The 21,978-nt window shown below is 42.2% G+C and carries 24 protein-coding genes and 3 tRNA genes; 13 read left to right on the top strand and 14 right to left on the bottom strand.

The window, feature by feature from the left end; translation table 11 throughout:
- Positions 1-49: 49 nt before the first annotated feature.
- Entirely contained in the window at positions 50-1,429 is a 1,380-nt protein-coding gene (locus ACM9H2_RS01540; protein WP_415487475.1) for an MATE family efflux transporter, read from the bottom strand.
- A 53-nt stretch (positions 1,430-1,482) separates the two neighbouring features.
- Complete coding sequence (locus ACM9H2_RS01535) at positions 1,483-2,367, bottom strand: EamA family transporter (protein WP_415487473.1); 885 nt, start codon at positions 2,365-2,367, stop codon at positions 1,483-1,485.
- A 72-nt stretch (positions 2,368-2,439) separates the two neighbouring features.
- On the opposite strand from ACM9H2_RS01535, the gene ACM9H2_RS01530 reads away from it, so the two are divergent.
- Positions 2,440-2,820: a hypothetical protein gene (locus tag ACM9H2_RS01530; RefSeq protein WP_415487471.1), complete on the top strand. Its 381-nt coding sequence runs from the start codon at positions 2,440-2,442 to the stop codon at positions 2,818-2,820.
- Here ACM9H2_RS01530 and ACM9H2_RS01525 read toward each other — a convergent pair.
- Together ACM9H2_RS01525 and ACM9H2_RS01520 are read right to left on the bottom strand one after the other, a co-directional pair.
- A tRNA-Arg gene (locus tag ACM9H2_RS01525) sits at positions 2,821-2,895 on the bottom strand.
- Positions 2,896-3,006: 111 nt separating this feature from the next.
- Positions 3,007-3,261, bottom strand: coding sequence for a twin-arginine translocase TatA/TatE family subunit (locus tag ACM9H2_RS01520; protein WP_415487469.1), 255 nt, complete (start codon positions 3,259-3,261; stop codon positions 3,007-3,009).
- 104 nt (positions 3,262-3,365) lie between these two features.
- On the opposite strand from ACM9H2_RS01520, the gene ACM9H2_RS01515 reads away from it, so the two are divergent.
- Positions 3,366-4,037, top strand: a complete 672-nt coding sequence (locus ACM9H2_RS01515) for a class I SAM-dependent methyltransferase (protein WP_415487467.1) — start codon at positions 3,366-3,368, stop codon at positions 4,035-4,037.
- Here the strand turns inward: ACM9H2_RS01515 and ACM9H2_RS01510 are convergent.
- Positions 4,034-5,182, bottom strand: a complete 1,149-nt coding sequence (locus ACM9H2_RS01510) for a CynX/NimT family MFS transporter (RefSeq protein WP_415487465.1) — start codon at positions 5,180-5,182, stop codon at positions 4,034-4,036. The two genes, ACM9H2_RS01515 and ACM9H2_RS01510, sit on opposite strands and share 4 nt — an antisense overlap.
- On the opposite strand from ACM9H2_RS01510, the gene ACM9H2_RS01505 reads away from it, so the two are divergent.
- Complete coding sequence (locus ACM9H2_RS01505) at positions 5,167-5,376, top strand: hypothetical protein (RefSeq protein ID WP_415487463.1); 210 nt, start codon at positions 5,167-5,169, stop codon at positions 5,374-5,376. The two genes, ACM9H2_RS01510 and ACM9H2_RS01505, sit on opposite strands and share 16 nt — an antisense overlap.
- Positions 5,354-5,424, top strand: a tRNA-Gly gene (locus ACM9H2_RS01500). Before ACM9H2_RS01505 ends, ACM9H2_RS01500 begins: the two co-directional genes overlap by 23 nt.
- A gap of 31 nt (positions 5,425-5,455) precedes the next feature.
- Here the strand turns inward: ACM9H2_RS01500 and ACM9H2_RS01495 are convergent.
- Both ACM9H2_RS01495 and msrA read right to left on the bottom strand, forming a co-directional pair.
- The gene (locus ACM9H2_RS01495) at positions 5,456-5,749 is read right to left on the bottom strand and encodes a hypothetical protein (protein ID WP_415487461.1); all 294 of its coding nucleotides are present in this window, start codon (positions 5,747-5,749) and stop codon (positions 5,456-5,458) included.
- Positions 5,750-5,778: 29 nt separating this feature from the next.
- Positions 5,779-6,327: a peptide-methionine (S)-S-oxide reductase MsrA gene (gene msrA / locus ACM9H2_RS01490; RefSeq protein WP_415487459.1), complete on the bottom strand. Its 549-nt coding sequence runs from the start codon at positions 6,325-6,327 to the stop codon at positions 5,779-5,781.
- Positions 6,328-6,516: 189 nt separating this feature from the next.
- Between msrA and ACM9H2_RS01485 the strand changes: the two genes are divergently transcribed.
- Positions 6,517-7,296, top strand: coding sequence for a class II aldolase/adducin family protein (locus ACM9H2_RS01485; protein WP_415487457.1), 780 nt, complete (start codon positions 6,517-6,519; stop codon positions 7,294-7,296).
- A gap of 56 nt (positions 7,297-7,352) precedes the next feature.
- Here ACM9H2_RS01485 and ACM9H2_RS01480 read toward each other — a convergent pair.
- The 4 genes from ACM9H2_RS01480 to ACM9H2_RS01465 form a co-directional block, all read right to left on the bottom strand.
- Positions 7,353-7,427: transfer RNA gene (locus ACM9H2_RS01480), tRNA-Ile, on the bottom strand.
- Between the two features lie 42 nt (positions 7,428-7,469).
- Positions 7,470-7,898, bottom strand: a complete 429-nt coding sequence (locus ACM9H2_RS01475) for a nitrile hydratase accessory protein (RefSeq protein WP_415487455.1) — start codon at positions 7,896-7,898, stop codon at positions 7,470-7,472.
- Positions 7,899-7,912: 14 nt separating this feature from the next.
- Positions 7,913-8,512, bottom strand: a complete 600-nt coding sequence (gene nthA / locus ACM9H2_RS01470; protein WP_415487453.1) for a nitrile hydratase subunit alpha — start codon at positions 8,510-8,512, stop codon at positions 7,913-7,915.
- A gap of 50 nt (positions 8,513-8,562) precedes the next feature.
- Entirely contained in the window at positions 8,563-9,630 is a 1,068-nt protein-coding gene (locus ACM9H2_RS01465; protein WP_415487451.1) for an LLM class flavin-dependent oxidoreductase, read from the bottom strand.
- Between the two features lie 81 nt (positions 9,631-9,711).
- On the opposite strand from ACM9H2_RS01465, the gene ACM9H2_RS01460 reads away from it, so the two are divergent.
- Positions 9,712-10,794, top strand: a complete 1,083-nt coding sequence (locus ACM9H2_RS01460; RefSeq protein WP_415487449.1) for a C-terminal binding protein — start codon at positions 9,712-9,714, stop codon at positions 10,792-10,794.
- 41 nt (positions 10,795-10,835) lie between these two features.
- On the top strand, positions 10,836-11,816 hold the full coding sequence (locus tag ACM9H2_RS01455; RefSeq protein WP_415487447.1) for an LLM class flavin-dependent oxidoreductase: 981 nt from the start codon (positions 10,836-10,838) through the stop codon (positions 11,814-11,816).
- A gap of 12 nt (positions 11,817-11,828) precedes the next feature.
- Here ACM9H2_RS01455 and ACM9H2_RS01450 read toward each other — a convergent pair whose 3' ends face one another.
- Positions 11,829-12,752, bottom strand: a complete 924-nt coding sequence (locus ACM9H2_RS01450) for an NAD(P)/FAD-dependent oxidoreductase (RefSeq protein ID WP_415487445.1) — start codon at positions 12,750-12,752, stop codon at positions 11,829-11,831.
- 51 nt (positions 12,753-12,803) lie between these two features.
- Positions 12,804-14,012 carry an MFS transporter gene (locus tag ACM9H2_RS01445; protein WP_415487443.1) on the bottom strand — a complete coding sequence of 403 codons (1,209 nt, stop codon included), beginning with the start codon at positions 14,010-14,012 and terminating at the stop codon, positions 12,804-12,806.
- Positions 14,013-14,104: 92 nt separating this feature from the next.
- Here ACM9H2_RS01445 and ACM9H2_RS01440 point away from each other — a divergent pair, with 92 nt between their 5' ends.
- Genes ACM9H2_RS01440 through ACM9H2_RS01430 form a run of 3 tightly spaced genes read left to right on the top strand, consistent with a single transcriptional unit; the run spans position 14,105 to position 16,503 of the window.
- Positions 14,105-15,319: a hypothetical protein gene (locus ACM9H2_RS01440; RefSeq protein ID WP_415487441.1), complete on the top strand. Its 1,215-nt coding sequence runs from the start codon at positions 14,105-14,107 to the stop codon at positions 15,317-15,319.
- A gap of 54 nt (positions 15,320-15,373) precedes the next feature.
- The gene (locus tag ACM9H2_RS01435) at positions 15,374-16,240 is read left to right on the top strand and encodes a shikimate kinase (RefSeq protein WP_415487439.1); all 867 of its coding nucleotides are present in this window, start codon (positions 15,374-15,376) and stop codon (positions 16,238-16,240) included.
- Positions 16,237-16,503 carry a chorismate mutase gene (locus tag ACM9H2_RS01430; RefSeq protein WP_415487437.1) on the top strand — a complete coding sequence of 89 codons (267 nt, stop codon included), beginning with the start codon at positions 16,237-16,239 and terminating at the stop codon, positions 16,501-16,503. The genes ACM9H2_RS01435 and ACM9H2_RS01430 overlap by 4 nt, the downstream gene beginning before the upstream one ends.
- Here ACM9H2_RS01430 and surE read toward each other — a convergent pair.
- Positions 16,500-17,276: a 5'/3'-nucleotidase SurE gene (surE, locus tag ACM9H2_RS01425; protein ID WP_415487435.1), complete on the bottom strand. Its 777-nt coding sequence runs from the start codon at positions 17,274-17,276 to the stop codon at positions 16,500-16,502. The two genes, ACM9H2_RS01430 and surE, sit on opposite strands and share 4 nt — an antisense overlap.
- Positions 17,277-17,412: 136 nt before the next feature.
- Here surE and ACM9H2_RS01420 point away from each other — a divergent pair, with 136 nt between their 5' ends.
- The 3 genes from ACM9H2_RS01420 (at position 17,413) to ACM9H2_RS01410 (ending at position 21,923) form a co-directional block, all read left to right on the top strand.
- Positions 17,413-18,852 carry an ATPase, T2SS/T4P/T4SS family gene (locus ACM9H2_RS01420; protein WP_415487433.1) on the top strand — a complete coding sequence of 480 codons (1,440 nt, stop codon included), beginning with the start codon at positions 17,413-17,415 and terminating at the stop codon, positions 18,850-18,852.
- Positions 18,853-18,931: 79 nt separating this feature from the next.
- Positions 18,932-19,651: a class II aldolase/adducin family protein gene (locus tag ACM9H2_RS01415; protein WP_415487431.1), complete on the top strand. Its 720-nt coding sequence runs from the start codon at positions 18,932-18,934 to the stop codon at positions 19,649-19,651.
- Between the two features lie 85 nt (positions 19,652-19,736).
- Positions 19,737-21,923, top strand: a complete 2,187-nt coding sequence (locus tag ACM9H2_RS01410; RefSeq protein ID WP_415487429.1) for an elongation factor EF-2 — start codon at positions 19,737-19,739, stop codon at positions 21,921-21,923.
- The last annotated feature ends 55 nt before the right edge of the window (positions 21,924-21,978 follow it).

The following is a 21,978-nucleotide window of genomic DNA, read 5'->3' as shown; positions in this document are numbered from 1 at the left end:
TGGGTAGAGAGTGTTAACTAAGTTCCGGTGGGTATTGGACCAGGAGGTACTATTTATTGGTGACAGATTGGTGTCTTTTTTTCAGGGCGCCTGTTGCTTGCAGTTCCCATTTCTTGCCATAAAATCCATAAAACACAATTAGAGCCATCCAGATATAGGAACATACGATTCCAACATAAATGCCGAAGACACCAAAATTAAGAGGAACACTTAGTAGATAAGACAAACCCAAAAATACTCCAAAGAATCCAGTGGTCCTAGCTATAAATGGTGTCAACGCATCTCCAGCACCTTGAAGGGATCCTGCTAGCGAGAAATAAAGAGAGACGAATATGATTGCAACGGAAAAGGTTTTTGCAAAATTAGTGGCATGATAGATGGTTAGAGAATTGGAAGTGAAGAGGCTTACAAGAAATTCGGATTGGATGAATAAAATAAAACCTGCAATTGTGAGGACCACTGCACTAATCCCAGCGGTGAACCAACCCTCAAATCTTGCTTGTTCAAGGTCTTCCTTACCAATTGCTTGCCCGACGACTATACTCGAAACGGTACTATAAGCTCTATAAAATGGGCCTGTTAATTGGTGATACATTCTTCGACCTATATGATATGCTGCAGTGACTTCTGTCCCAAAGAGTAAAAGTAGTGCATTAAAGGGGAAATATACAGCAGTAGTAATTATTCCACTTACCATTTGAGGAGTACTTATTACGAGAAGTTGCCGAGTGATGACGAGATTTCGAGGGAATTTGAACGTTGTTAAAACCCCTGTTGAAACGAGTGCAGATAAGACCAGTATTGCTGAAAAATAATGCGCAATCGCAGTGGCCATTCCCACTCCTAAAAGGGATAGTTCGGGGAACGGTCCAATTCCAAGTCCAAGTAAAATGGATCCGATAATATTGAGTATGTTTGCGGCAATTAGTATGTAAGTAGGGGTACGGGTATCACCCGTTCCTTGGAGAGCTTTAGATCCAACAATAGTAATTATATCTGCAGGGGCTGCAAAGAGAACCACTGCCAAATAGATTCCACCGAGTCTAGATACCTCGGCGGGTGCCCCAAGGAGATCAAGTGCATTTTGGCCGAATAGGATTCCAATCAGCGCAAGGGGAATACCGAGGAAGAATCCAAGTAATAAAGATTGGGAAACTACCTCATTTCGACTAGTGAAATTTCGTCCTCCAGTATCTTGACTGGATAGCGCGATGGCACCCCCACCAAGACCATGACCAACCCTCATGGAGAGTTGGGCATAGACGTCTGCAATTCCTATTGCAGCTATTGCCGCAGGAGAAAAAAGTCCGGTTATAAAAATATCGACAGTTCGCATTAAAGTATTGAAGAATTGTTCAGCCATCAAAGGGGTTGACAAAGAAAAAGATCGGAAGAGAGTTTGTTTAAATTCTTCAATTGTTTTATTCACAACATATAGATATCACATGCGGTTGTTTTAGGATATCGAATCGGGTGATGAAATTAAAAATAAATCATTATTCCAGCGCCAAAGGCAACGAAAAGGGCGCCTATGACCACTTTCTGCGTGATGCGTTCGAGGTCACGAAGGAAGAGGAAAGAGAGTAATACCGTGAATAATCCAGCAGTACTAATTAAAGTGGACACGATGGCAACAGGGCCAAGGTCGAGAGCGGTAAATGCCAGGAATAGACCAACAGAAGATACAATTCCAGCGGCGATGAAATAGCCAGTTGCAGGTAGAGAAGGAGGGCGCAGGAGATCGCGTCGGAAGATAAATAAAAATAAAAAAAGTCCGACAAAAGCTGCAGTATCGTTTAAAGCTATTGCCTGTAGTACAGTCGCAGGGGTTTCTACGAGACCAAATCGTCGTATGACTTGTCCCAAGCCGAATGCGAATCCGGCAAAAACGGGTAAGACTAGATCTTGAAAGCTCCAACCAGAGATATTTCCACCTTTAGAAGTGGCGAGAAGTGAAAGTCCAACGACAACTAATAGGATCCCTGCAGAATGAATGGCAGAGAGTGGTTCACTTAATAGGAAGAGGGCTAAAATGGCAGCGAATGCCGGTAGGGTTGAAGCACCGATACCTGCGATGCTAGCTCCAACTTTATCAATGCCAATGTAAAATGAAATTCGCCCTATTGTAGTTCCAAGAATTCCCCCGCCTAAGAAGATTAACGCAATTCGGGGAGATATACTAAGTATAGCATCTAAACCCTGAGTGATGTAAAGGGCGGACCAAAATATTATAGTCCCAACAGTTATAACGGCAAAGGCTGCTTGAAGGGCATGTCCTCCATAGGCCATTCCACGTTTGGATAACACTGGGTCAATTCCCCAGACAACTGCTGCAGCTAGAGCAGCGAGATAGATATCAATAGACACATGATCTTTGGGGGGGAAGTTGGATAAAGAGGATGATTAGAAGAGAGGGACTTCAGAAGGGATAAAAAAATAATGGAAGATATAAATTTTATTAAGTTGGGAATAAGGATCGGAAAAATTGCACTCATATTGGGAATTGTTCTTAGCCTACTATTAGTGGCGGTTCAGATAACAGGAACTCCTGAAGTTCAACAGAGAGATATGCCAGGGATAGAATGGGATATTGAAAGAATTAATTCCACGCATGTTTCAATAAAACATATTTTGGGAGAGCCAATCCAAGTAGAAAGTGTATTGATAACGGTAGAAGGAAGAGGTAGGCCAATTCATAAGGTAGATCCAATTGAGCAAGGGGACGTCATAGTAACTCAGGCGTATGAAGGGACACTAGTTGAGATATTCTGGGAACAGGAAAATGAATATCTAAGATTGATGCACAGGTCTAGAGTCTGACGGACACGGCGGGATTTGAACCCGCGATCTAGAGGTTAGGAACCTCTCGCCCTATCCTGGCTAGGCCACGTGTCCTTGGTAACAGAGTATTATTTACAATTACTTCTTTTCATCGATGATGAATGGGGATGGGGGCGTTACCATACGGTGGATCATATGGAAAATGAGGGGTGCATAGAAGTGATGTTAATCTTTAGATTCTTTCTTTGAATCTTTCTTTGAATCTTCCTTCTGGGAGTCAGAATCAGATCCGCCAGTCAAATCGCCGATTTCTTTTTCTATTTCTTCTCGTCCTCGTTTGAATTCGCCCATTGCTTGTCCGGTGGATCTGGCTAGCTGCGGAATCTTGTTTGCTCCGAATAGAAGTATTGCGATGAGCAAGATGACAGCGAGCTCCATTCCACCAGGAATGCCGAACTGGAGTGGTACTATAGCAACCATTGTGAGCCGTTTAGAGAGTGATGATAATAGTCTTTTTGATTACACTTAATGTCAGACAATGGAAGATAATATCAAATACAAGGAGAGTATAGTACTACGAGAAGATGCCTGAAAAGAGGATACATAGTGAACTTTCCGAAGATTTCGAGGTCATCAAGGGGGTTATGCAGACATATGAGAAAATAGGGTCACATTTTTCCCAAACTAGATTTCATCCATGGCCAGAAGTAGGGAAATTTCTGGAAGAATTATCAGGAGATATCGCGCTTGATATGGGTTGTGGAAATGGGAGACACTCAGAACTGCTATCGAAATGTGTAGAAAGAGTTGTTGGAGTCGATATGAGCTCGATGATGTTACTTGAAACTAGTAATAGAGGAAAGGGTAATGCGTTTGAAGTGAATCCCATACGGGGGAATGTGATGGAATTGCCAGTTCAGACAGGGTGTGTAGACATAGGAGTTTATGTTGCGACGATACATCATCTGCCTACCACAGAATGTAGGATTGCTAGTTTAAATGAGTTGGAGCGAGTGTTGGTTGCAGGAGGAACTGCAATTGTGGGGTCTTGGTGTACAGAGCATGAACGTTTTGAGGAAGGGAAAGGTTTTGATACACTTGTTAATTGGACCCTTCCAGACGGGACTGTGGTTCCGCGGTATTACCACATTTACGATATAGAAGAATTTGAGAGAGATGTCAATGCCAGCAGGTTGGAAGTGATAGACATATACTCAAATGAAGGGAATTGTTATTCTGTTGTGAGCAAGGGTTAATCGGAAAGATTAATTGAAATTCCGGGTTTGAATTTGAAGGTGAATATCAAGGCGAGGATGTTAATGAAAAATAGAGAAAGGAATGCGAGATAATAGTCCCCAAATATATCACGAATGATCCCCATTCCAGAAGGGCCTATTGCGGCGAGAGAATAACCAAAAAAAAGAACAATGGAAGTGAGTTTTTCTGCTGTTTTCTCATCTGAGGAATAATCAATTGGCAACGTCATAGAAAGGGGGAAAATACCACCCAGGCCAATCCCGAGTATGCTGACCCACAGGTAAGGTACCAAAAGAGGAAACATTGTGATAGCAAACAGCCCAACTGCGCTTAGGATCAAACTAAAGAAAATCCAAGGCCTTCTATCGATATTTGAATCTGATAGAGCAGAGATACTTGCAGTTCCGAGTAGTTGGGTTAATAAAAATACAGTAAGTAATAAGCCCGCTTCGTTTGCAGACCAACCTAGAGACATATACAGAGGGGATAGCCAAGATAATACTGAATAGAATAGGAGAGTCACAAGAGCGAGGAATAAAGAGATCGCCCAAACCCAAGTGTGGGACCAAGTTGTTTTTGGGAAAACAGAAGCAATAGATGCAGTAGGAGGAGTTTCAGAACGTTTCTGTAGTGTGAGGGGAAACCAAACTACCAGAGCGATAATTGCAAAAATAGACCAAAATGCAAGCGAAAATGTCCAGTCCCCAAAGAATGTTAACAAGGGGACGGAAAAACCAGCAGCAACTGCGGCCCCTAGAGTTAGAGAAGTTGCATAAATTCCGGTGACACTTGCTGCTCGATTTGGAAAATAGGTTTTTACAAAAGAGGGAAGCAGTGTTTGGGCAATTGCAATTCCCATACCAAGGACTATGGTAGTCCCAAGAAGCAAAAGTAGATTAGAACCCCAAAGTCGGGAGAGGGTTGCAATACCAATTAAAAAAACAGCATAAAAAATTGCCTTTTCTCGTCCAAAAAATCGAGAGAATGGGACTGCTAAAAGGGCAAATATTCCCATTGAGAGGGTAGGGATGGTAGTTAATAGACTAGCAATGAAGTAGCTCAGATTTAGATCCGTTTTGATCAACTCTAGTAGGGGAGGAACAGAAGCGATGGCAGGACGAAAATTGAATGATATCAGTATCATACCAAAAATTAAAAGAAATCGTTTTGAGAGAGAAAGAGAAGTCATTTGTTGGAACTATTTATTCGAAGGGGAAGGGTGTACTGATTGTGAGATCGGGTTTGAAATTCGATGAAGAGGGGGCCCTTGGAAATGGGAAGATCCATATCAGAGGGAAGAGAATAAGTATAGTAAGCGTTCGTGGTCTAGTGGTATGACTAGGGCCTTCCAAGCCCTAAGCCCGGGTTCAATTCCCGGCGAGCGCATTGTCCTAATGGATTCGATTATTGGTCTGAATTAATCTTCTTGAAGTAGATCATTAATTGCGTTCATGCACAACAGATGTTCTTCTTGTATTTTTTTAAGCTGTCTTAGCACGGCATTATCATATGTTTTTACGTCTTTTGCATAGTCAACGGCTTGGGTGAACTGGCTTTCTGCACCATATTCTTCTTGGACCCTTGCGAGAACGCGCAGTGTTTGGCGAGGATCATTCTTGACTGAATAAATATAATCAAATAGTTCTTGTTTGTTTTCCTGAAACCACTTTTCACGGGATTTGACAGTGGCAAGGTCCGGTATATTAAACATAGCTAAAGATAAGGATAGTCGGACTTTAATTAATCGTCCAGTGAAGACATATCAGAGAATATTTCTCTCGCCTTGATCATTTTTGGAAGGGTGTTGAAAATACAGTAAGGATTGGAAGGATTTTTTGAAAAGTAATCGTGATGATACTCCTCAGCTTCGTAAAAAATAGATAATTCAGATATTTCAGTTACGATTGGATTATCATACGCATTTTGTTCAGTTAATGAATTTACATAAGATTCTGCTGCTGACTTTTGAGTGGAGTTGTGATAGAAAATTGCAGATCTATATTGAGATCCAACGTCGGGTCCCTGTTGATTGAGTTGAGTGGGGTCATGTATGGCAAAGAAAATTTCAAGGAGATTTTCATATGAAAATGAGTTGGGATCATAGGAGAGCTGTACGGCTTCTGCGTGGCCAGTTTGTCCAGAACAGACTTCATTATAGGTAGGATTTGTAGTCTCTCCTCCGCAGTATCCGGGTTTGACCGGGCCGATCGTTTTAAATTGAGAGAATGCAGCCTCGATGCACCAGAAACATCCGCCAGCAAAAGTGGCACGCAGAAATTTTTCAGACATGGTTGGTAGATCGCGATGTAAAGATATGTACTAAATGGTTTAGATAAAATAAATGGAGGAAAATCACGGGTTGCAGGTTTTTGCTTTTAGAGATGGGTGACACATGTCTTACCGTTTAGAAGCATATATTCGTCTATTGTCGGTTTGATCATCGACAGTTACATATAGAAGAACGTTGACTTGTTGGCTATGACTCAAACGGTGACTGGGAAATCCCAAATAACGACTCAATTGACTATAAGCGAACTGAACGCTGCAAAAAAAGAAGTTTCGGATGCATGTAACGTGGTGGCTGCGGCAGGATTGGCCGAACTATACACAGGACATGTATCATGTAGAATTGGAGATATTGCTCTAATGCCTGCACATCTTCATCATGATGGAAAAGGAATGGAATCTATGACACCAGATCAGATAGTTGCAGTTGATTTGAAAACTGGAGAACAGAATCCAAAGAATTTGGAGCTACCCGAAGAAGACACAATTCATACTAGTATATTTGCAGTTCGAGAAGATGTGAAGAGTTGTGTGCATGCACATCCGATTCACGCTACTGCATTGAGTATGTCTAGCTCTGCTTTGATTCCAGCTTCAATACGGGCTGTTCGACTGGGAGAAGTCCCCGTACATGATGCAGGCCCAATGTTGATTGAAGCAAATGCACCAGATGTGGTCGCACAGGGAGAAGCGGTAGCAGAGAGTTTGGGAGATGCTTCGGCACTATTACTACGAGGACATGGAGTAGTAACAGTAGGGAGAACGGTTGCAGAAGCAGTGAGTAATTTATTCATACTGGAAAGGGCAGCCCATCTCCAAATACTGGCAAACATGGCAGGCGGGGTTGTTGCATATGAAGGGAATCCGTATGAAATTGCGAACCACCCAGAAAACCATCCTGAGTTACAAGGGAGCCCAGAAAAACCGAGTGAAGATGCGTACAAATTCTTAAGAAATCAGTGTTTTAAATAGGGATAAAATTTATTTGGAATTGAGATTTTGTTTTATCAAAATAGCCAGGGCAATAATGGGCCCGACCGGATTTGAACCGGTGACGAATCGGTTATGAGCCGATCTCTCTAACCTGGCTGAGATACGGGCCCGATAGATATCAAGAGGTGGCTGATTATTATAATGGCTTCGAACTAGTGGGGATGGGAATGGCCCTCGTGTGAATGTGAATGGCCCCCGATGATAAACTCAGAAGCATCTCGAATGCCTTCTGCAAACTCAAGAGCTCTCTTGTCAAGTTCAGAAATTTCCATATGGTTTTGGTTCGATAAAATCTGCTCTAGTATTTCGATCCAAAGTGAATAATACACCCAGTCTGTTTCGTTCTGCAGATGGGAGGGGTCCGTTTTTTCAATTCTTTGGATCAACAATTCTTGGAAGTCGTCCCATGGGAAAAGATTGCTCTCATGTAATGTCACCACCATGCCAAAAATACTAGCCTGCCAGGGTTCCGAGAATAGGGGGCTTCCGCTGGGTGTCTGGGGAAATCCCCCCAGATTTGAAAGTTTACTTAGGATTTCTTCTGCGTGTTTTTGTAGAGTTAAAGGAGTAGAAGATGACATAATAGAGAATCCCATTAAGTTACCACGATTTGAGAAACTCCAATCATGGAATCTCGAGTTACGATGGCGGCAAGTTCTGACTCGGTTAAAGATTCAGTTCCAGATGGCCGTTGGGGGAGAACCATATACCTGATATCGGCACTAGAGTCGTGGACTTTGACTTCTATGTCCCCATCTAGATCTAGTCCAAATTCCCGGAGTACAGATCGCGGTTCAAGAACGGTTCGTGCGCGGTATTCAGGGGATTTGTACCAAGTGGGCGGCAACCCTAACACAGACCAAGGGTAGCAGGAACAAAGGGTACAAACGACAACGTTGTGGACCTTGTCCGTATTTTCAACCACTTGTACATGTTGAGATCCCATTTCGAAATTGAATTCTCCAATAGCAGACACAGGGTCTGTTAAAAGTCTCTCTTTGAAATCTGCATCCACCCATGCTCTAGCAACAATTTTTGCTCCATTTTGAGGACCAATATTGTGTTCGTAGGCAGAGATTGCCGCATCTATTGCCTCATGAGAAAGTAGACCTTTTTCTACTAATAAAGATTGTAATGCTCGTACCCTAGATTTGGGGTCTTGTATTTCTTGATCGTTTTTAGGTTCAAGGGACATGTGTACTATCACCAATAGATAAGAATGGAAGGGACCTATCTTTATCGGTGCTAGAGGGATGGTAAAACATCTTGAGAAAGTGTTTTGATGGATTGGGAATAGTCAGGTCCAAGTTTAGCTAAGACGACTTGTTTTAGTTGCTGTGTTTCGAACGAATTAAAGCATTGGGCGAGGCCTTCGATGCAAGCGTCTGCATCGCCAGCAATGAATGTGGCATTGACCATTTCTTCGGTGACTAATTTAGCCGCTTCTTGGATGGTGGCACCTTCATTGAAAGTATCGTATATTTTAATTACATTTTCCGGTTTGACACCTACAGATTGGAAATCGGAATCAGAAAAACCAGTCTTTTTGAGAGTCATGAGTGCGTGTGCTACGTAGGGTTTTGGAAATTCCATGGCCGCCTTATGGTCAGGGTCAACGGAGACATTTATTTCGGCCAAAAGTAGGGGGTCTACATTTCTATCGGAGGGTTCTTTTGGATTTAATTTAGCGTATAGTTCGTTTATTTTTCCTGCACGGAGTAGGGGGAGATACATACCGCCTAAAAGAACCCCATTCATGTATTTTCTAGCAACTTCCATCGCCATGTCACCATACCCACCTAGATAAAATTTGATAGGTGCTTGGGGAGAAAACCTCATTTGCATTTTTCCTTTTTCTTGTAGATTAAAATAGCTAGTAAGTAGGGGATAATCGCTGAAATTGATTTTTGTTCCATTTAAAAGTTGATTAACGCAAGTGACTGTCTCTGACAACATAGAGTAAGGGGAGGGAGTAGATACTTCCTTTCCTGTTTGTGCAATGCTGCCTCTTCCGATCCCAACACTGACTTCACGTCCATCGGTTAATTCGGTTAGAGATGCTAAGATATCTGCAAAATCGATAGGATTCCTATAAAATGGGACTGTTACCGCAGTTCCAATTTTGATAGGGACCTTAGTCGCTATGGCTGTTAAAACAACGTAGAGATTTCGGTACCCTAGGTTATCATTTACCCATATTTGAGAAAAATTTTCCCCGGCAGAAAGCTCAGCTAATTCGATTATTTGAGGGATTTTATATTGGTTCGCTATGTGGGTCGTGAATTGGAGTCCAAGTTCCCCGTTAAAGGTCATATAATTAGAGGTTGTGCTACGACGCTATAAAATGATGTGTCAATGCAAGTTTTAATATAAGGTAGGTAGTAGAGTAATGCGATGAAAGTTATTGTTACAGAAAGAAGATTTCCTAAAATTGATCCATATAAGGAATCGGTTGAAAGTGCAGGGGGTACAGTGGTATATGGAGATTTTAAGACTGAGGAAGATCTTATAGAAGGTTTAAAAGATGCCACAGTAGTGGTCACGTTCAAAGCTCCAATCACTCGAAAGGTAATAGAATCATTGGAAAATTGCAGACTCATACTTAGAAATGGGGCGGGTTTTGACAATGTAGATATCAGAGCGGCAAATGAGCAAGGGATTCCAGTTTCGTCTATGAGAGGCTATGTGAATGACGAACTATCGGAGCATGTGATCGCACTGATGCTGGCTGCGGCTAGGGACATACCGTATGCAGATAAATCAATGAGAGACAATAATGGATGGGGAGATAGAAGAAATGTAAACTATATGGGGCATGGAACGTTTGGGGTTGTTGGATTGGGAGAGATTGGGAGAACCACAGTTCCCAAGGCGAAGGCACTGGGAATGAAAGTTATTGGGTATGACCCATATGTTGGAAAAGATATTTTTGAATTGCTGGAGATAGAGAGAGTTGGATTTAAAGAGTTAATTGAACGGTCCGATTGTGTAAGTGTAAATTGTCAGCTTACAGCAGAAACGCATCACATGTTTTCAACGGAAGAATTTAAAAGTATGAAAAATACTGCAGTCATAGTTAACACAGCCCGCGGGCCGATCATTGATGAGCAAGCACTGGTTGATGCAGTCAATAATGGAGAGATCTATTCAGCGGGTTTGGATGTATTTGAAACAGAACCTCCCGAGAATACTCCCGCTTTGAGTTGTGAAAGAATAGTGTGTTCACCCCATCATGGGGCCACAACGCCTACAGGGGAAGAGAGATGTATAACATGGGGTAATGAAGAAATTGTGAGAGCATTGAAAGGAGAAGCTTTAGAGATGGTAGTTAATCCAGAGGCACTATGGTACCAAGAAGGAAAATTATTCAGTCCAGAGGGAGAAAACTGGTCCAATGCGAGATTGGGATCATATCGCGACGAAGAGGTCAATACGAGTCTCAGGAGAGGCTTTGAAAAAGAAGAAGTTAAAAATTAGTTTAATGAAAGGATGATCAGAAAAGATTTGGTCGAATACATATGAAAAAGAAAATAAAGTTTGGATTTTTGATTCCACATTTTGGAAGCATAGCATCGTCGGAGAAAATAACTAGTACGTGTAAACTAGCGGAAGAGTATAATTTTGATTCTGCGTGGGCTCGAGATCATTTGGTATTTGGACCTCACGCCCATGAAGATTCAGATAAAACATTTTTAGAACCATTTACTGTTTTGGGCCATGTTGCCTCGGTGGCGAAGAAATTGGAATTGGGAACGGCCGTCATTAACCCACAAAGGCATCCGGTTCATTTGGCACAACAATGGGCTTCGCTAGACTATCTATGCGACGCAGGTGTTATTTGTGGAATAGGAACGGGCAGCTATCCACGGGAATTCTTGGAGCGCCCGTTTGATAACCGGGAGCAATTAGTAAAAGAAAATGTGGAGATAATGAGATCTATTTGGACAGGAGAAAGTACAGAATATAAAGGAGAAATTTTTGATATTGAATATGCAGAAATATATCCAAGACCAAAGAAATCCATTCCAATTTGGTCAGGAGGATCCACCCCTGCATCTCCCAATCGGGCTGTAGAATATTGTGATGGGTGGTTGCCAGGTAGAATAAATCTGAAGACGTGGGATATTGCTGTAAGATCTATGCAGAAGAAAGCAGACGGCATGGGACGGAAGATGCCAACACTAGGAGTAATACCTGATGTAAGTCCTGCTAAAGACATGAAAACTGCTGTGGAGATGGCAGATATAGATAATTTATTGAAACTTGCAAATAAGAGAAAATACTGGAAACGTCCAGAAAAAGGATCTTTTGAAACTGTAGAAGATTTGGAAGGGTTGGTCATGGCAGGAACTTCAGAAGACATCGTTCAAGAAATATCAAAATATGTAGATCACGAAATAGGAATTGACCATATTGTATTCGATTTGCGTCAAAGATTCTCAGATATGGAATATTGCATCGAGACGATTGGGGGAGAGGTAATTCCAGAGTTTAAATAATACATATTCTTGTTAAGAATCAGGATACTTTTTTGGAAATTCGCGTAGTTCGATATAGATGGCAATTCCAGTGTTTGCCCCTTCTCCAATTGCGACAGGGATCTGCTTATGGCCAGGGGTTATGTCCCCTACTGCATACACACCAGGAGTGGTGGTCAATCCATCTTTGTTCACTTTTATTTGTCCTTTTTTGTCGAGTTCACAGCCGAGATCTATAGCCAATTTATTGTTATATTCAGAACCATACATCGCAAATCCACCATGATACTCTCTCCGGATCCCATCTTCGAAAACTAACGCCTGGAGCCACCCATCAGAATTATTTTCGATGGACGAAATATCCTCTTTGATTATATCGATGGGGTGCGATCGAAGTTGTTGATCTAAATTGCCATCCCAAGTTGGGTTTTCTCCCCGAAGAAGTAAATCGACTTCATCGGTGAAATTGAGCAAAGTCATAGCAACGTGCGCAGCGCTTGGTCCATATCCCATGACATATGTCGATTTGTCTTTGAACATGTGTGCGTCGCAATGTAGGCAATAATGGAGGCCCCTTCCAGTTCTAGGGAGAGGGGGTTTTGGAGGAACGTCTTTGAATCCTGTTGCGAGAACGACTCTACTTGCGGTGTGGGTTTCGGACTCGGTTTGCACTTGGAAGGAAATGGAATCGGAGGTGGAAAGGGGAGTTATACTAGTGACGAACTCTTTGAGATAGGTAACTCCATAATCCTGTAACTGTTCTATAGAAGTCGAGAGATATTCATTTCCAGAGACAGATTCGAGAACCCCAATAACATTATGAGTATTGCGCATCATAGCAGCGCGCCCCCCTCCGCGATTGATAATAGCAGTGTTGAATCCAAGGCGCGTTGTATACATGGCGGTGGACAGGCCCCCGGGGCCACCTCCAATGACGATGACATCGTAAACTGTCATTAGACAGGTATTAAGTAGATTGAGTAAGATATTAGAGTGATTCTATTTAGTTCAAAAAGATGACAAAGGAGAGGTTTTGGTGGACAGATAAGAGATGCAGATATATGCAAAACATAAGATGGCTGCACTAACAAACAAGATTGTGAATCCGTAATAAGCCAGGATCAAACCAAACAATATAGGCCCAATTACTTTTCCTAGTGGTTTACTGGTGTTCACGGCTGCAACAATTCCGCCTCTGTGTTTAGAGGTAGTAGAAGCTGCGACGGTGTCATTTAGAATGGGGATAAACAAAGAATCCGCAATGCCAAAGATGCCAACTAGAAAGAAAATAGTCAAAATAGAATTGGAAAATGGAATTAATGCGATAGAAATTGCAGCAAGGGTTAGTGTAAGTCGGATTGCAACAGATTTTGAAAGATAAGAAACTAAAAAACCAGATAAAGGAGAACTAAAAATGCGAATGAAACCTCTAAACGACAAGACTGCACCTGCCATGAATGCACTGTAGCCTAGTGAAAAAACTATGAATATAGGAAGGAAAGTGATTACAGTTGATTTTAACAAAGAACCAACTAGATGCCACCCAAAAAGGATCCGCAAATTGGGTTTGATTAATTCGTGCCGAATGGAAGACCAATAATTTTTGAAGGTGGAAAGTATGGCGGGGCTAGAATCTGGAGCGTGAGTTTCGGGGAGGGCGAAAAATATCAATAATGCTGCGGGAAGGGAAAGGGTGTATAGGAGAAATGGGTAATTCCAAGATATATCTGCTAGAAATCCTGCAATAGGAGGGATGGAAAGGACAGCCATACCATGGAATGAACCACGTAGTCCTTGGACCGTAGATCCCATGTGGCCCTTATATAGATCGCCTAAAATGGTTACTGCAAGAGGACTTAAACTAGCAAATCCGATTCCTTGGAGTGTTCTTAAAATAAGCAGATATAGAAACGAATCTACAAAAGCTATTGAAGTTCCAGACACGCCGAAAATGATTAAACCGATCAGCGTGAGTTTTCTGCGCCCGTATACATCTGCGAGAACTCCAATAATGGGAATTGAAACCAAAGCTGAAAAGAAAAATACAGACATGACTAATCCAATTTGTTGTTCGGGGATATCCAAAGATTGCATCAAAATTGGGAGTGCAGGGGATACGAGTTGGCCCCCGAGTACTCCAATGGCAGATACTAATAAAATAGATAAAAGAGTAGAATCGATTTTTGGGATAGCAGATTGTCTGTTGGAAGATCCCATTTATTTTTATCGGCTTTCAGGATGAATAAAAGTTTTTTAAGGCACATTGAAAATGCGAAAATATTTTAAATGAGTGATGTGACCCACCAAATATGAATGGAAAATTTTATCCGCTCCATACGGAAGGTCCAGATTTGATATTCGGGTTCCCAACAATTTATTTTGGATTGCTTTCCATTGCTTCTATCCTTTTATTCTTAGTGCATAAACGGAATGGGACATTGCCAAAAATAGGTGAACCATATTACGATGTGATCGTTCTTGTTTTAGGACTATGGTGTCTAGGTGGACTTCTTATTGATTCTTTTGCGCATATTGCCGGAGCGGTAGATGATACGTTTTTCACTCCATGGCATGCGATGTGGTACTCTGGTGCTACTGCATATGGAGCATATATATTTTATGCAATTTTACCAGAAGAAGGAATTGGAAGTCTTATAAGAAATCCCTTAAATGCCCTTCGAGGGGTAGCTCCGGAGCACAAACCAGGAGTGTACGGAATCATTCTGTTTGCACTGTCTGGAATTGGGGATATGATCTGGCACGAAACGCTTGGGGTGGAGTCTAGCCTTGATATTCTTCTTTCACCCACCCATATTGGTCTTTTCCTCGGACTTCTACTATCAGTTACAGCGCCGATGTGGTCGGCTTGGGCTAACAAAGAAAGCGGCAGAGATGGTTTGAGGTCACAGATATTGATCATCTTTGGACTTGGTGCAGCATGGGCCATTTTTCTTCTTCCTTTTCTTTATGCAAATCTTTGGTTCGAATCTCTGGAAGCGTTCTGCTACGACGGCGGGAGGGGATTTTGTTGGAACAACGATTATGATTTTGTACTGATGCATAGTATGCGTAGTTTGATAATTCAAGTTGGTCTTACTTCTGCAATTCTCTTACTTTTCATTCGCCGGTGGACACCTGCTAGGGGGAGTCTGGTTGTTCTCTTAGTATTCCCTGCAATTGGGGGTTGGTTCTATGGAGAATTCGATAACACAATATTGTTCTTAGGCATTGTCTGGGCAATTGTAGTTGAATTTATGTTGCCAGTTCTCTGGAAAGGTTGGAAACGTCTGTTTGTAGCATTGGTTGTTGGAAGTCAAGTGGTAGTGTTTATGGCTTCGTGGTGGTTGCGTCCTGTCCAACTCCCCGGTGGGTTATATTGGATAGAGGGAACCAACTTGCATGTATTGCCATTTGGATGGAGCATTCATGCTACAATTGGTTCCATAATATTTTGTGCAATCCTTGGTTGGCTTGCAAGTTGTGTCGTGTCACCCCCTGAAATTCCAGATCTCGATGATGAATAAAACCATATGGGAGTAGCGTTAGGGTAAATACGTAATGGGACGTATTGACAGGTGATGAAAGGTTGTGCTAGAGCTCCGGGTGCCGGGACCATACTAAATGCATTGGCAAATGGGTATGGATCTGCATTTGCCATTGATATCTACACTACAGCAGAGGTAGTATTGCAAGATGTAGAAAAAGTGACGGGGGAGATAGAAGGTGCTCCAAATGCAGATACGACCCTTATTGAGAAATGTGTAGAGATTGTAGTAGATAGATTTGGGGATGGAGAAGGAGGAAGAGTTCTTACGAGGAGTGAGATACCAATTGCTTCCGGATTGAAAAGTTCTAGTGCCGCTGCCAATGCCACTGTATTGGCTAGCTTGAGTGCATTGTCAGTGGGAGTTGGAGTAAATGAGGAAATCACTATGCTTGATGCGGCATTAATTGGAGTCCAAGCTGCCCGGGAAGTGGGAGTCACAATAACAGGCGCGTTTGATGACTCAAGTGCATCTATGATAGGAGGACTAACGCTAACAAATAATAATAAAGATGAATTGCTAAAACATGAAGAAAGTATAGAGTGGGATGTTTTAGTATGGACACCAGAAGAAAAAGCCTACAGTGCAGAAGCGGATGTAGATCGATGTTCGTTTGTAAGTGGAGTTGCAGACATAATAGTAGAAATGGTAAAAGACGGAAGATATTTAGAAGCAATGACGGTGAATGGACTTGCATTTTGTGCCGCTCTAGAATATTCGGTAGATCCCATTCTAGAAGCACTTCCGACCGTAGATGGAGTTTCGTTGTCGGGGACAGGACCTAGTATGACCGCGGTTGGTAGCGAGGATATCCTAAAGGAGTTAGAAAATGTATGGGAGATAAGAGGGGGAAATGTAATACATGCTAAAACACAAATGGGAGGTGCCTCAATAATATGAGTTTGGATGAAATGCGATCGAAGATCGAAGAGATTGATAAGAGGATTATGGAGTTGATTGCAAAGAGAACGGACATAGCAATTTTGATTGCAGACATAAAAGAGAGAGATGGGCTTCCAATTACGGATAAAGACCAGGAAAAAAAAGTGATGCAGAGAGTATCTAAGAACGCGGATTTATTTGGAGTGGATAAAGAAGGTGTTGAGAGAATCTTTCAGATGTTAATTGAATTGAATAAAAGCAAACAGCGCCGAAAATTCTAAAGAGGTTGGTAAGAAGAAAGAACACTCGAGAGGGCAGCACTATTTACGGGTTTTTCTATTGAAGACAGATGAGATATGCTGATATTTCCATCAATTACCGTTTGGCGGTCGGTTCCAGGAGAATCACTGATCTTTGAATCTCTCATTTTTGCCCATACTTCGTCGTTGACTCTTGCAGAGTGTTCGTTGATGCTATGGGCGTCCATTTCGCATAAAATAGAAGGGGTGGTCAAAAGCATATTTGGAGAAGCGTTGGTGGTCATTGGTAAGTTGACATTTAGATATTCCATCTCTTTTAGAAGTTTTGATTCAACGACGTTCTGTGCTAGATACGCAATTGCATTTGCTGCATGTGCATATTCATCTGGAGAGGGTGTATAAGGGTATTCTCCGAGGGGTATGAAAAGGGAAGATGAGATAGATGGAAAACCTAAAAAAGTGGACTCTATGGCGGCACTGATTGTTCCAGATCGCCCTAAGGAGTAGTAGCCAACATTTGCCCCGCGATTGCAGCCAGAAATTACTATATCGGGTTTGAGTTCGAGTGCCTTGAGTCCAATTATAACACAATCTGCAGGGGTTCCGGAGATAACATACCCTTCTTCAATAGATTCTATTTGAATGTCTTGATCATAAGATGTCATCCTCCCGATTCCACTCATATCAGACTTCGGTGCAACGATAGTAACGTCTGCGAAGTTGCTGAGGGAATGGTACAAAGCCCAGATACCATGTCCTTTAATTCCATCGTCGTTTGTAAGTAAGATATCCATATGTGAATGGTAGACTGTTTAGATTATATTATCATTTCCAAAGAGTTGCGAGTGGATGGGCGAATATTTGTATTAAGGGGAGCAGTGTCAATTCCTAAAGATCATGCTTATCAAGGTATAGACACTGCGTGTAAATGTGAGTGAAGAAGAATTACCGATAGAGAAATTCTTTACAGAGGATACGATAAGTGTTCATTTAAAGGCAGGTGCACCTCCGATGGCAAAGCGAGGGTACATAACAGAAGTGAAATTTGAACAAGTAGGAGAAGAAATTTTAACAGAACGGCAAGTGAAGGAATGGGCCAAGGCGATAGAAGAGAAAGGAAGAGGATCGGATAAGGGATTTTTTGAATTTGATGAGAGAGATATGAAAATTATCCAATTGGGAAACTACAGAATAACAATTGCACAACCACCTTTTTCAGATGGTTGGGAGATAACTGCAGTAAGGCCAACAGTTAAAACTACAATAGAAGATTATGAAGGAGTAGAAGAGTTGACAGAGCGGTTATTAACGCGGCAAAGGGGCATACTCATAGCAGGTGCACCGGGAATGGGGAAAACGACCTTTGCGCAAGCGGTGGCAGAGTTTCTTTCGGGGAATGGTTTTTGTGTCAAGACTATGGAGCGACCTCGAGATTTGCAAGTTGGGCCTGAAATTACACAATATACGGCCTTATCTGGAGACATGGCAAAAACGGCAGATGTTTTGTTATTGGTCAGGCCGGATTATGTTATTTATGATGAAATTAGAAAAACGGAAGATTTCATCGTTTTTGGAGATCTGAGACTTTCAGGAGTGGGGATGATAGGAGTTGTGCATGCAACGAGGGCGGTTGATGCGTTGCAGCGATTAGTAGGAAGAGTGGAATTGGGGTTGATTCCACAAGTGACGGATACGGTCGTGTATTTAAAGGAAGGGAGAATTGAGACGATATATGATGTGACTATGGAAATAAAAGTTCCCACAGGGTTGATAGAAGAAGATTTAGCACGGCCAGTGGTCATGATAAGAAATTTTGTAACGGGAGAACTAGAGTATGAGATATACACATTTAGTAGTCAAATAGTGACAATACCAGTTAGTGGAAAGCAAGAAACGAGTGGCATGGAAAGGCTAGCTATCCAGGAAATTGAAAAGGAAATAAAATCATTTGTAAAAGGAGATATTCTAATTGAATTAACTGGGAAAAATAGAGCTACTGCGTACGTAAGTGAGAAAAATGTAGGGGCATTAATAGGCAAAAAGGGAGAGAGAATTAATAGTATAGAAAAACGGTTAGGCGTGGGGATTGATGTGAGGCCATATGAAAATGGAAAAAACGAAGTTAAACAAATTCAATGGTCAGAAAACCAAGATTTCGTCGAGGTTAAAATTTCGAAAAGGCACATCATCATTCCGTCTGAAAGCTACATAGGGAATGCTATTGAAATTCACGCAGATGGGAAATATCTTTTCACGGCCACAGTAGGGGGAAAGGGAGCAATTCAACTAGCTAGAGGTAGTGCCATAGCGGAAGAATTAGAAGACGTAATAGATAGAAAGGGAAAGATATCGATAGTTCCGGTGGTTTGAATAAATTAGTTAACTTTGAGATGATGAGAATACCGTATCCAGGTAGTCAACATAAGTACGTGTGGGATAAAGTGATCCCATGTCAGAATTAAATGACGCTAAGAAGGAAGTTTCTGATGCATGTAACGTGGTGGCAAATGCAGGTTTGACCGAGTTATATGCAGGGCATGTTTCATCTAGAATCGGGGATATTGCTCTGATTCCTGCGCATCTTCATCATGAGGGGAGGGGGATGGAATCGATGACGCCTGAGCAGATAATTTCAGTTGATTTGAAAACGGGAGAGCAAGACCCAAAGGAGTTAGAGCTACCAGAAGAGGACACAATTCATACTAGTATATTTGCTGTTCGGGAAGATGTCAAAAGTTGTGTGCACGCACACCCGGTTCATGCCACTGCTCTGAGCATGACGAATTCGTCGATCATACCAGCTTCGATACGAGCGGTTCGACTTGGAGAAGTGCCCGTGCACGATGCAGGCCCAATGTTGATTGAATCAAATGCGCCAGTTGAGATTGCACGAGGGGAAGCCGTGGCAGAAAGTCTTGGAGATGCATCGTGTTTACTTATACGAGGACATGGAGTGGTAACAGTGGGGCGAACAGTTGCAGAGGCAGTGAGTAGATTGTTCATATTAGAAAGAGCAGCCCACCTTCAAATGCTCGCAAGTTTAGGAGGAGGAGCGGTTGCATATGAAGGGAATCCATATAAAATTGCGAACCACCCAGAGATACAAGAACATGCAGAAAAGCCGAGTGAGGATACATACAAATTCTTGAGGAATCAATATTTAAAGTAGAGATAAAAGTTGGCGGAAGTGCAAGTTTGGTTTTCCCATTTCAAAACAGTACCCTTTTGAATCCTCCGATTTCAATAAACAACCAATGGGAAGACGTAAAAAAATTGTTGAACAATGCGAGAAATTAATGGACAAGCCCGAGCAGATTCGGAATATGGCAATAGCGGCACATATTGACCATGGAAAAACTACTCTGTCGGATAACCTTCTAGCAGGGGCAGGGATGATCTCTAAAGATCTCGCTGGGAAACAACTAGCAATGGATACTCACGAAGATGAGCAAGAACGGGGGATAACAATAAATGCTGCAAATGTTTCCATGACGCATAATTACAAAGGCACTGACTACTTAATAAATCTAATTGACACTCCAGGACATGTTGATTTTGGAGGAGATGTTACACGGGCGATGAGAGCTGTTGATGGGGCACTTGTTGTCGTCGACGCAGTTGAGGGTGCAATGCCTCAGACTGAAACGGTTCTTAGGCAAGCCCTGAGAGAAGGGGTAAAACCAGCCCTATTTGTGAATAAAGTTGATCGTCTGATAAACGAACTTCGAGAAGGTCCTCAAGAGATGCAAGAGCGTCTCGGGGTGGTGATCAACTCAGTAAATGAGATCATACGTGGGATAGCTCCAGAAAAATATGCTAATGAAGGGTGGAGGGTTTCGGTTGAAGATGGAACTGTTGCGTTTGGGTCCGCACTGTATAATTGGGCAGTTTCGTTGCCTTCGATGCAGGAAACAGGAATAAAATTCGCAGATATAATTGAAGCCAATAAGAGCGGGGATTTGTCTATATTAAAAGATAAATCACCTCTATCGGACGTTGTGCTCAACATGGTTGCGCAACACTTCCCAAGTCCTCTGGACGCACAACCTAGTCGGATACCTAGGATCTGGAGAGGGGAAGAGGACAGCATTGCAGCCATTCAGATGAAAGGTGTAGATCGCGAGGGGGATGTAGTTCTCATGGTCACGGATATTAGTATTGACCCCCATGCAGGTGAAATTGCTACTGGTCGCCTTTTCTCAGGGACCATTGAGCGCGGGCAGGAGCTCTACGTTTCAGGGACTGCGGGAGCCAATAGAGTTCAATCTGTAGGTATATTTATGGGCGGGGATCGAGAAGAGGTTTCGGTAGTTCCTGCAGGAAATATAGCTGCAGTTACGGGTTTGAAAGATGCAATTGCAGGGTCAACGGTTTCTGCGTTAGAGATGTTAGCTTTCGAATCTATTGATCATATTTCAGAACCAGTTATTACTCAGTCGATAGAGGCAAATTCCATGGATGATCTTCCTAAATTGATCCGGGTGTTGCAACAAGTTTCCAAAGAAGATCCTACTTTAAAAGTGACGATAAACGAAGCTACTGGAGAACATTTAATTTCAGGGCAAGGAGAACTTCATTTAGAAGTGATCACGGATAGAATCGCGCGAAATCATGGTGTGAAAGTCAATACAGGACAACCAATTGTTGTGTATCGCGAATCTCCCAGGAAACTCTCAAGAGAGGTTGAAGGAGTATCTCCAAATCGCCATAATAAATTCTACATAACTGTCGAATTGCTATCAGATGTAATTACTGATAAAATAAAACAAAATGAAATAACGATGGACTCTCCAGAATTAGAGCGGAGAGAACTTCTCATGGAATTGGGTATGGACAAGGCTTCGGCACAAAATGTTAAAACAATCATCGGTCCCAACATTATTATTGACCAAACGAAGGGTATCCAATATCTGAATGAAACAATGGAATTAGTATTGGAAGGATTTGAAGAGGCCCTTGTTGAAGGGTCTTTGGCTCGTGAACCGGTACAAGGTGCATTGATACGCTTACTAGATGTCAAACTTCATGAAGATGCAATACACAGAGGTCCTGCCCAAGTGATACCTGCTGTTCGAGATGCCCTGCAAAAGGCCCTCATAGCATCTCATGCTCGATTGCTTGAACCGGTACAAAATGTTCGTATAGATGTCCCCTCAGAGCATATGGGGCCTGCATCGGGAGAGATTCAGGGACGCAGGGGGAGAATTGACGATATGTACCAAGAAGGTAATCGTATGATTGTAGAGGGTGTCGCTCCGGTTTTTGAAATGTTAGGGTTCTCTTCAGATATTCGATCTGCTACAGAGGGGCGTGCGGCGTGGAACACTGAGAATGCCGGATTTGAACCGTTAGCCGATAACCTGCAAACTGAGACAATCCTTAGCATACGTAAAAGAAAGGGGCTCAAAGTTGAACTTCCTGCAGGAGTCAATTATTTCTAACAAGAATTGTAAACGAGATGCATATACTCTATTTTGCATAGCAATTACGAATTAG

It is taken from the genome of Candidatus Hikarchaeum yamanae, assembly GCF_009889665.1.
Classification (GTDB): domain Archaea; phylum Halobacteriota; class Halobacteria; order Halobacteriales; family Hikarchaeaceae; genus Hikarchaeum; species Hikarchaeum yamanae.
Note: the sequence above shows the minus strand (reverse complement) of the source record. Positions and strands in the feature narration are given on the sequence as shown.

Coding starts and splice junctions, on each gene's coding strand:
- ACM9H2_RS01530 (WP_415487471.1), top strand. CDS start 2,440: ATGGAAGATATAAATTTTATTAAGTTGGGAATAAGGATCGGAAAAATT.
- ACM9H2_RS01520 (WP_415487469.1), bottom strand. CDS start 3,261: ATGGTTGCTATAGTACCACTCCAGTTCGGCATTCCTGGTGGAATGGAG.
- ACM9H2_RS01515 (WP_415487467.1), top strand. CDS start 3,366: ATGCCTGAAAAGAGGATACATAGTGAACTTTCCGAAGATTTCGAGGTC.
- ACM9H2_RS01505 (WP_415487463.1), top strand. CDS start 5,167: ATGATATCAGTATCATACCAAAAATTAAAAGAAATCGTTTTGAGAGAG.
- ACM9H2_RS01510 (WP_415487465.1), bottom strand. CDS start 5,182: ATGATACTGATATCATTCAATTTTCGTCCTGCCATCGCTTCTGTTCCT.
- ACM9H2_RS01495 (WP_415487461.1), bottom strand. CDS start 5,749: ATGTTTAATATACCGGACCTTGCCACTGTCAAATCCCGTGAAAAGTGG.
- msrA (WP_415487459.1), bottom strand. CDS start 6,327: ATGTCTGAAAAATTTCTGCGTGCCACTTTTGCTGGCGGATGTTTCTGG.
- ACM9H2_RS01485 (WP_415487457.1), top strand. CDS start 6,517: ATGACTCAAACGGTGACTGGGAAATCCCAAATAACGACTCAATTGACT.
- ACM9H2_RS01475 (WP_415487455.1), bottom strand. CDS start 7,898: ATGTCATCTTCTACTCCTTTAACTCTACAAAAACACGCAGAAGAAATC.
- nthA (WP_415487453.1), bottom strand. CDS start 8,512: ATGTCCCTTGAACCTAAAAACGATCAAGAAATACAAGACCCCAAATCT.
- ACM9H2_RS01465 (WP_415487451.1), bottom strand. CDS start 9,630: ATGACCTTTAACGGGGAACTTGGACTCCAATTCACGACCCACATAGCG.
- ACM9H2_RS01460 (WP_415487449.1), top strand. CDS start 9,712: ATGAAAGTTATTGTTACAGAAAGAAGATTTCCTAAAATTGATCCATAT.
- ACM9H2_RS01455 (WP_415487447.1), top strand. CDS start 10,836: ATGAAAAAGAAAATAAAGTTTGGATTTTTGATTCCACATTTTGGAAGC.
- ACM9H2_RS01450 (WP_415487445.1), bottom strand. CDS start 12,752: ATGACAGTTTACGATGTCATCGTCATTGGAGGTGGCCCCGGGGGCCTG.
- ACM9H2_RS01445 (WP_415487443.1), bottom strand. CDS start 14,012: ATGGGATCTTCCAACAGACAATCTGCTATCCCAAAAATCGATTCTACT.
- ACM9H2_RS01440 (WP_415487441.1), top strand. CDS start 14,105: ATGAATGGAAAATTTTATCCGCTCCATACGGAAGGTCCAGATTTGATA.
- ACM9H2_RS01435 (WP_415487439.1), top strand. CDS start 15,374: ATGAAAGGTTGTGCTAGAGCTCCGGGTGCCGGGACCATACTAAATGCA.
- ACM9H2_RS01430 (WP_415487437.1), top strand. CDS start 16,237: ATGAGTTTGGATGAAATGCGATCGAAGATCGAAGAGATTGATAAGAGG.
- surE (WP_415487435.1), bottom strand. CDS start 17,276: ATGGATATCTTACTTACAAACGACGATGGAATTAAAGGACATGGTATC.
- ACM9H2_RS01415 (WP_415487431.1), top strand. CDS start 18,932: ATGTCAGAATTAAATGACGCTAAGAAGGAAGTTTCTGATGCATGTAAC.
- ACM9H2_RS01410 (WP_415487429.1), top strand. CDS start 19,737: ATGGGAAGACGTAAAAAAATTGTTGAACAATGCGAGAAATTAATGGAC.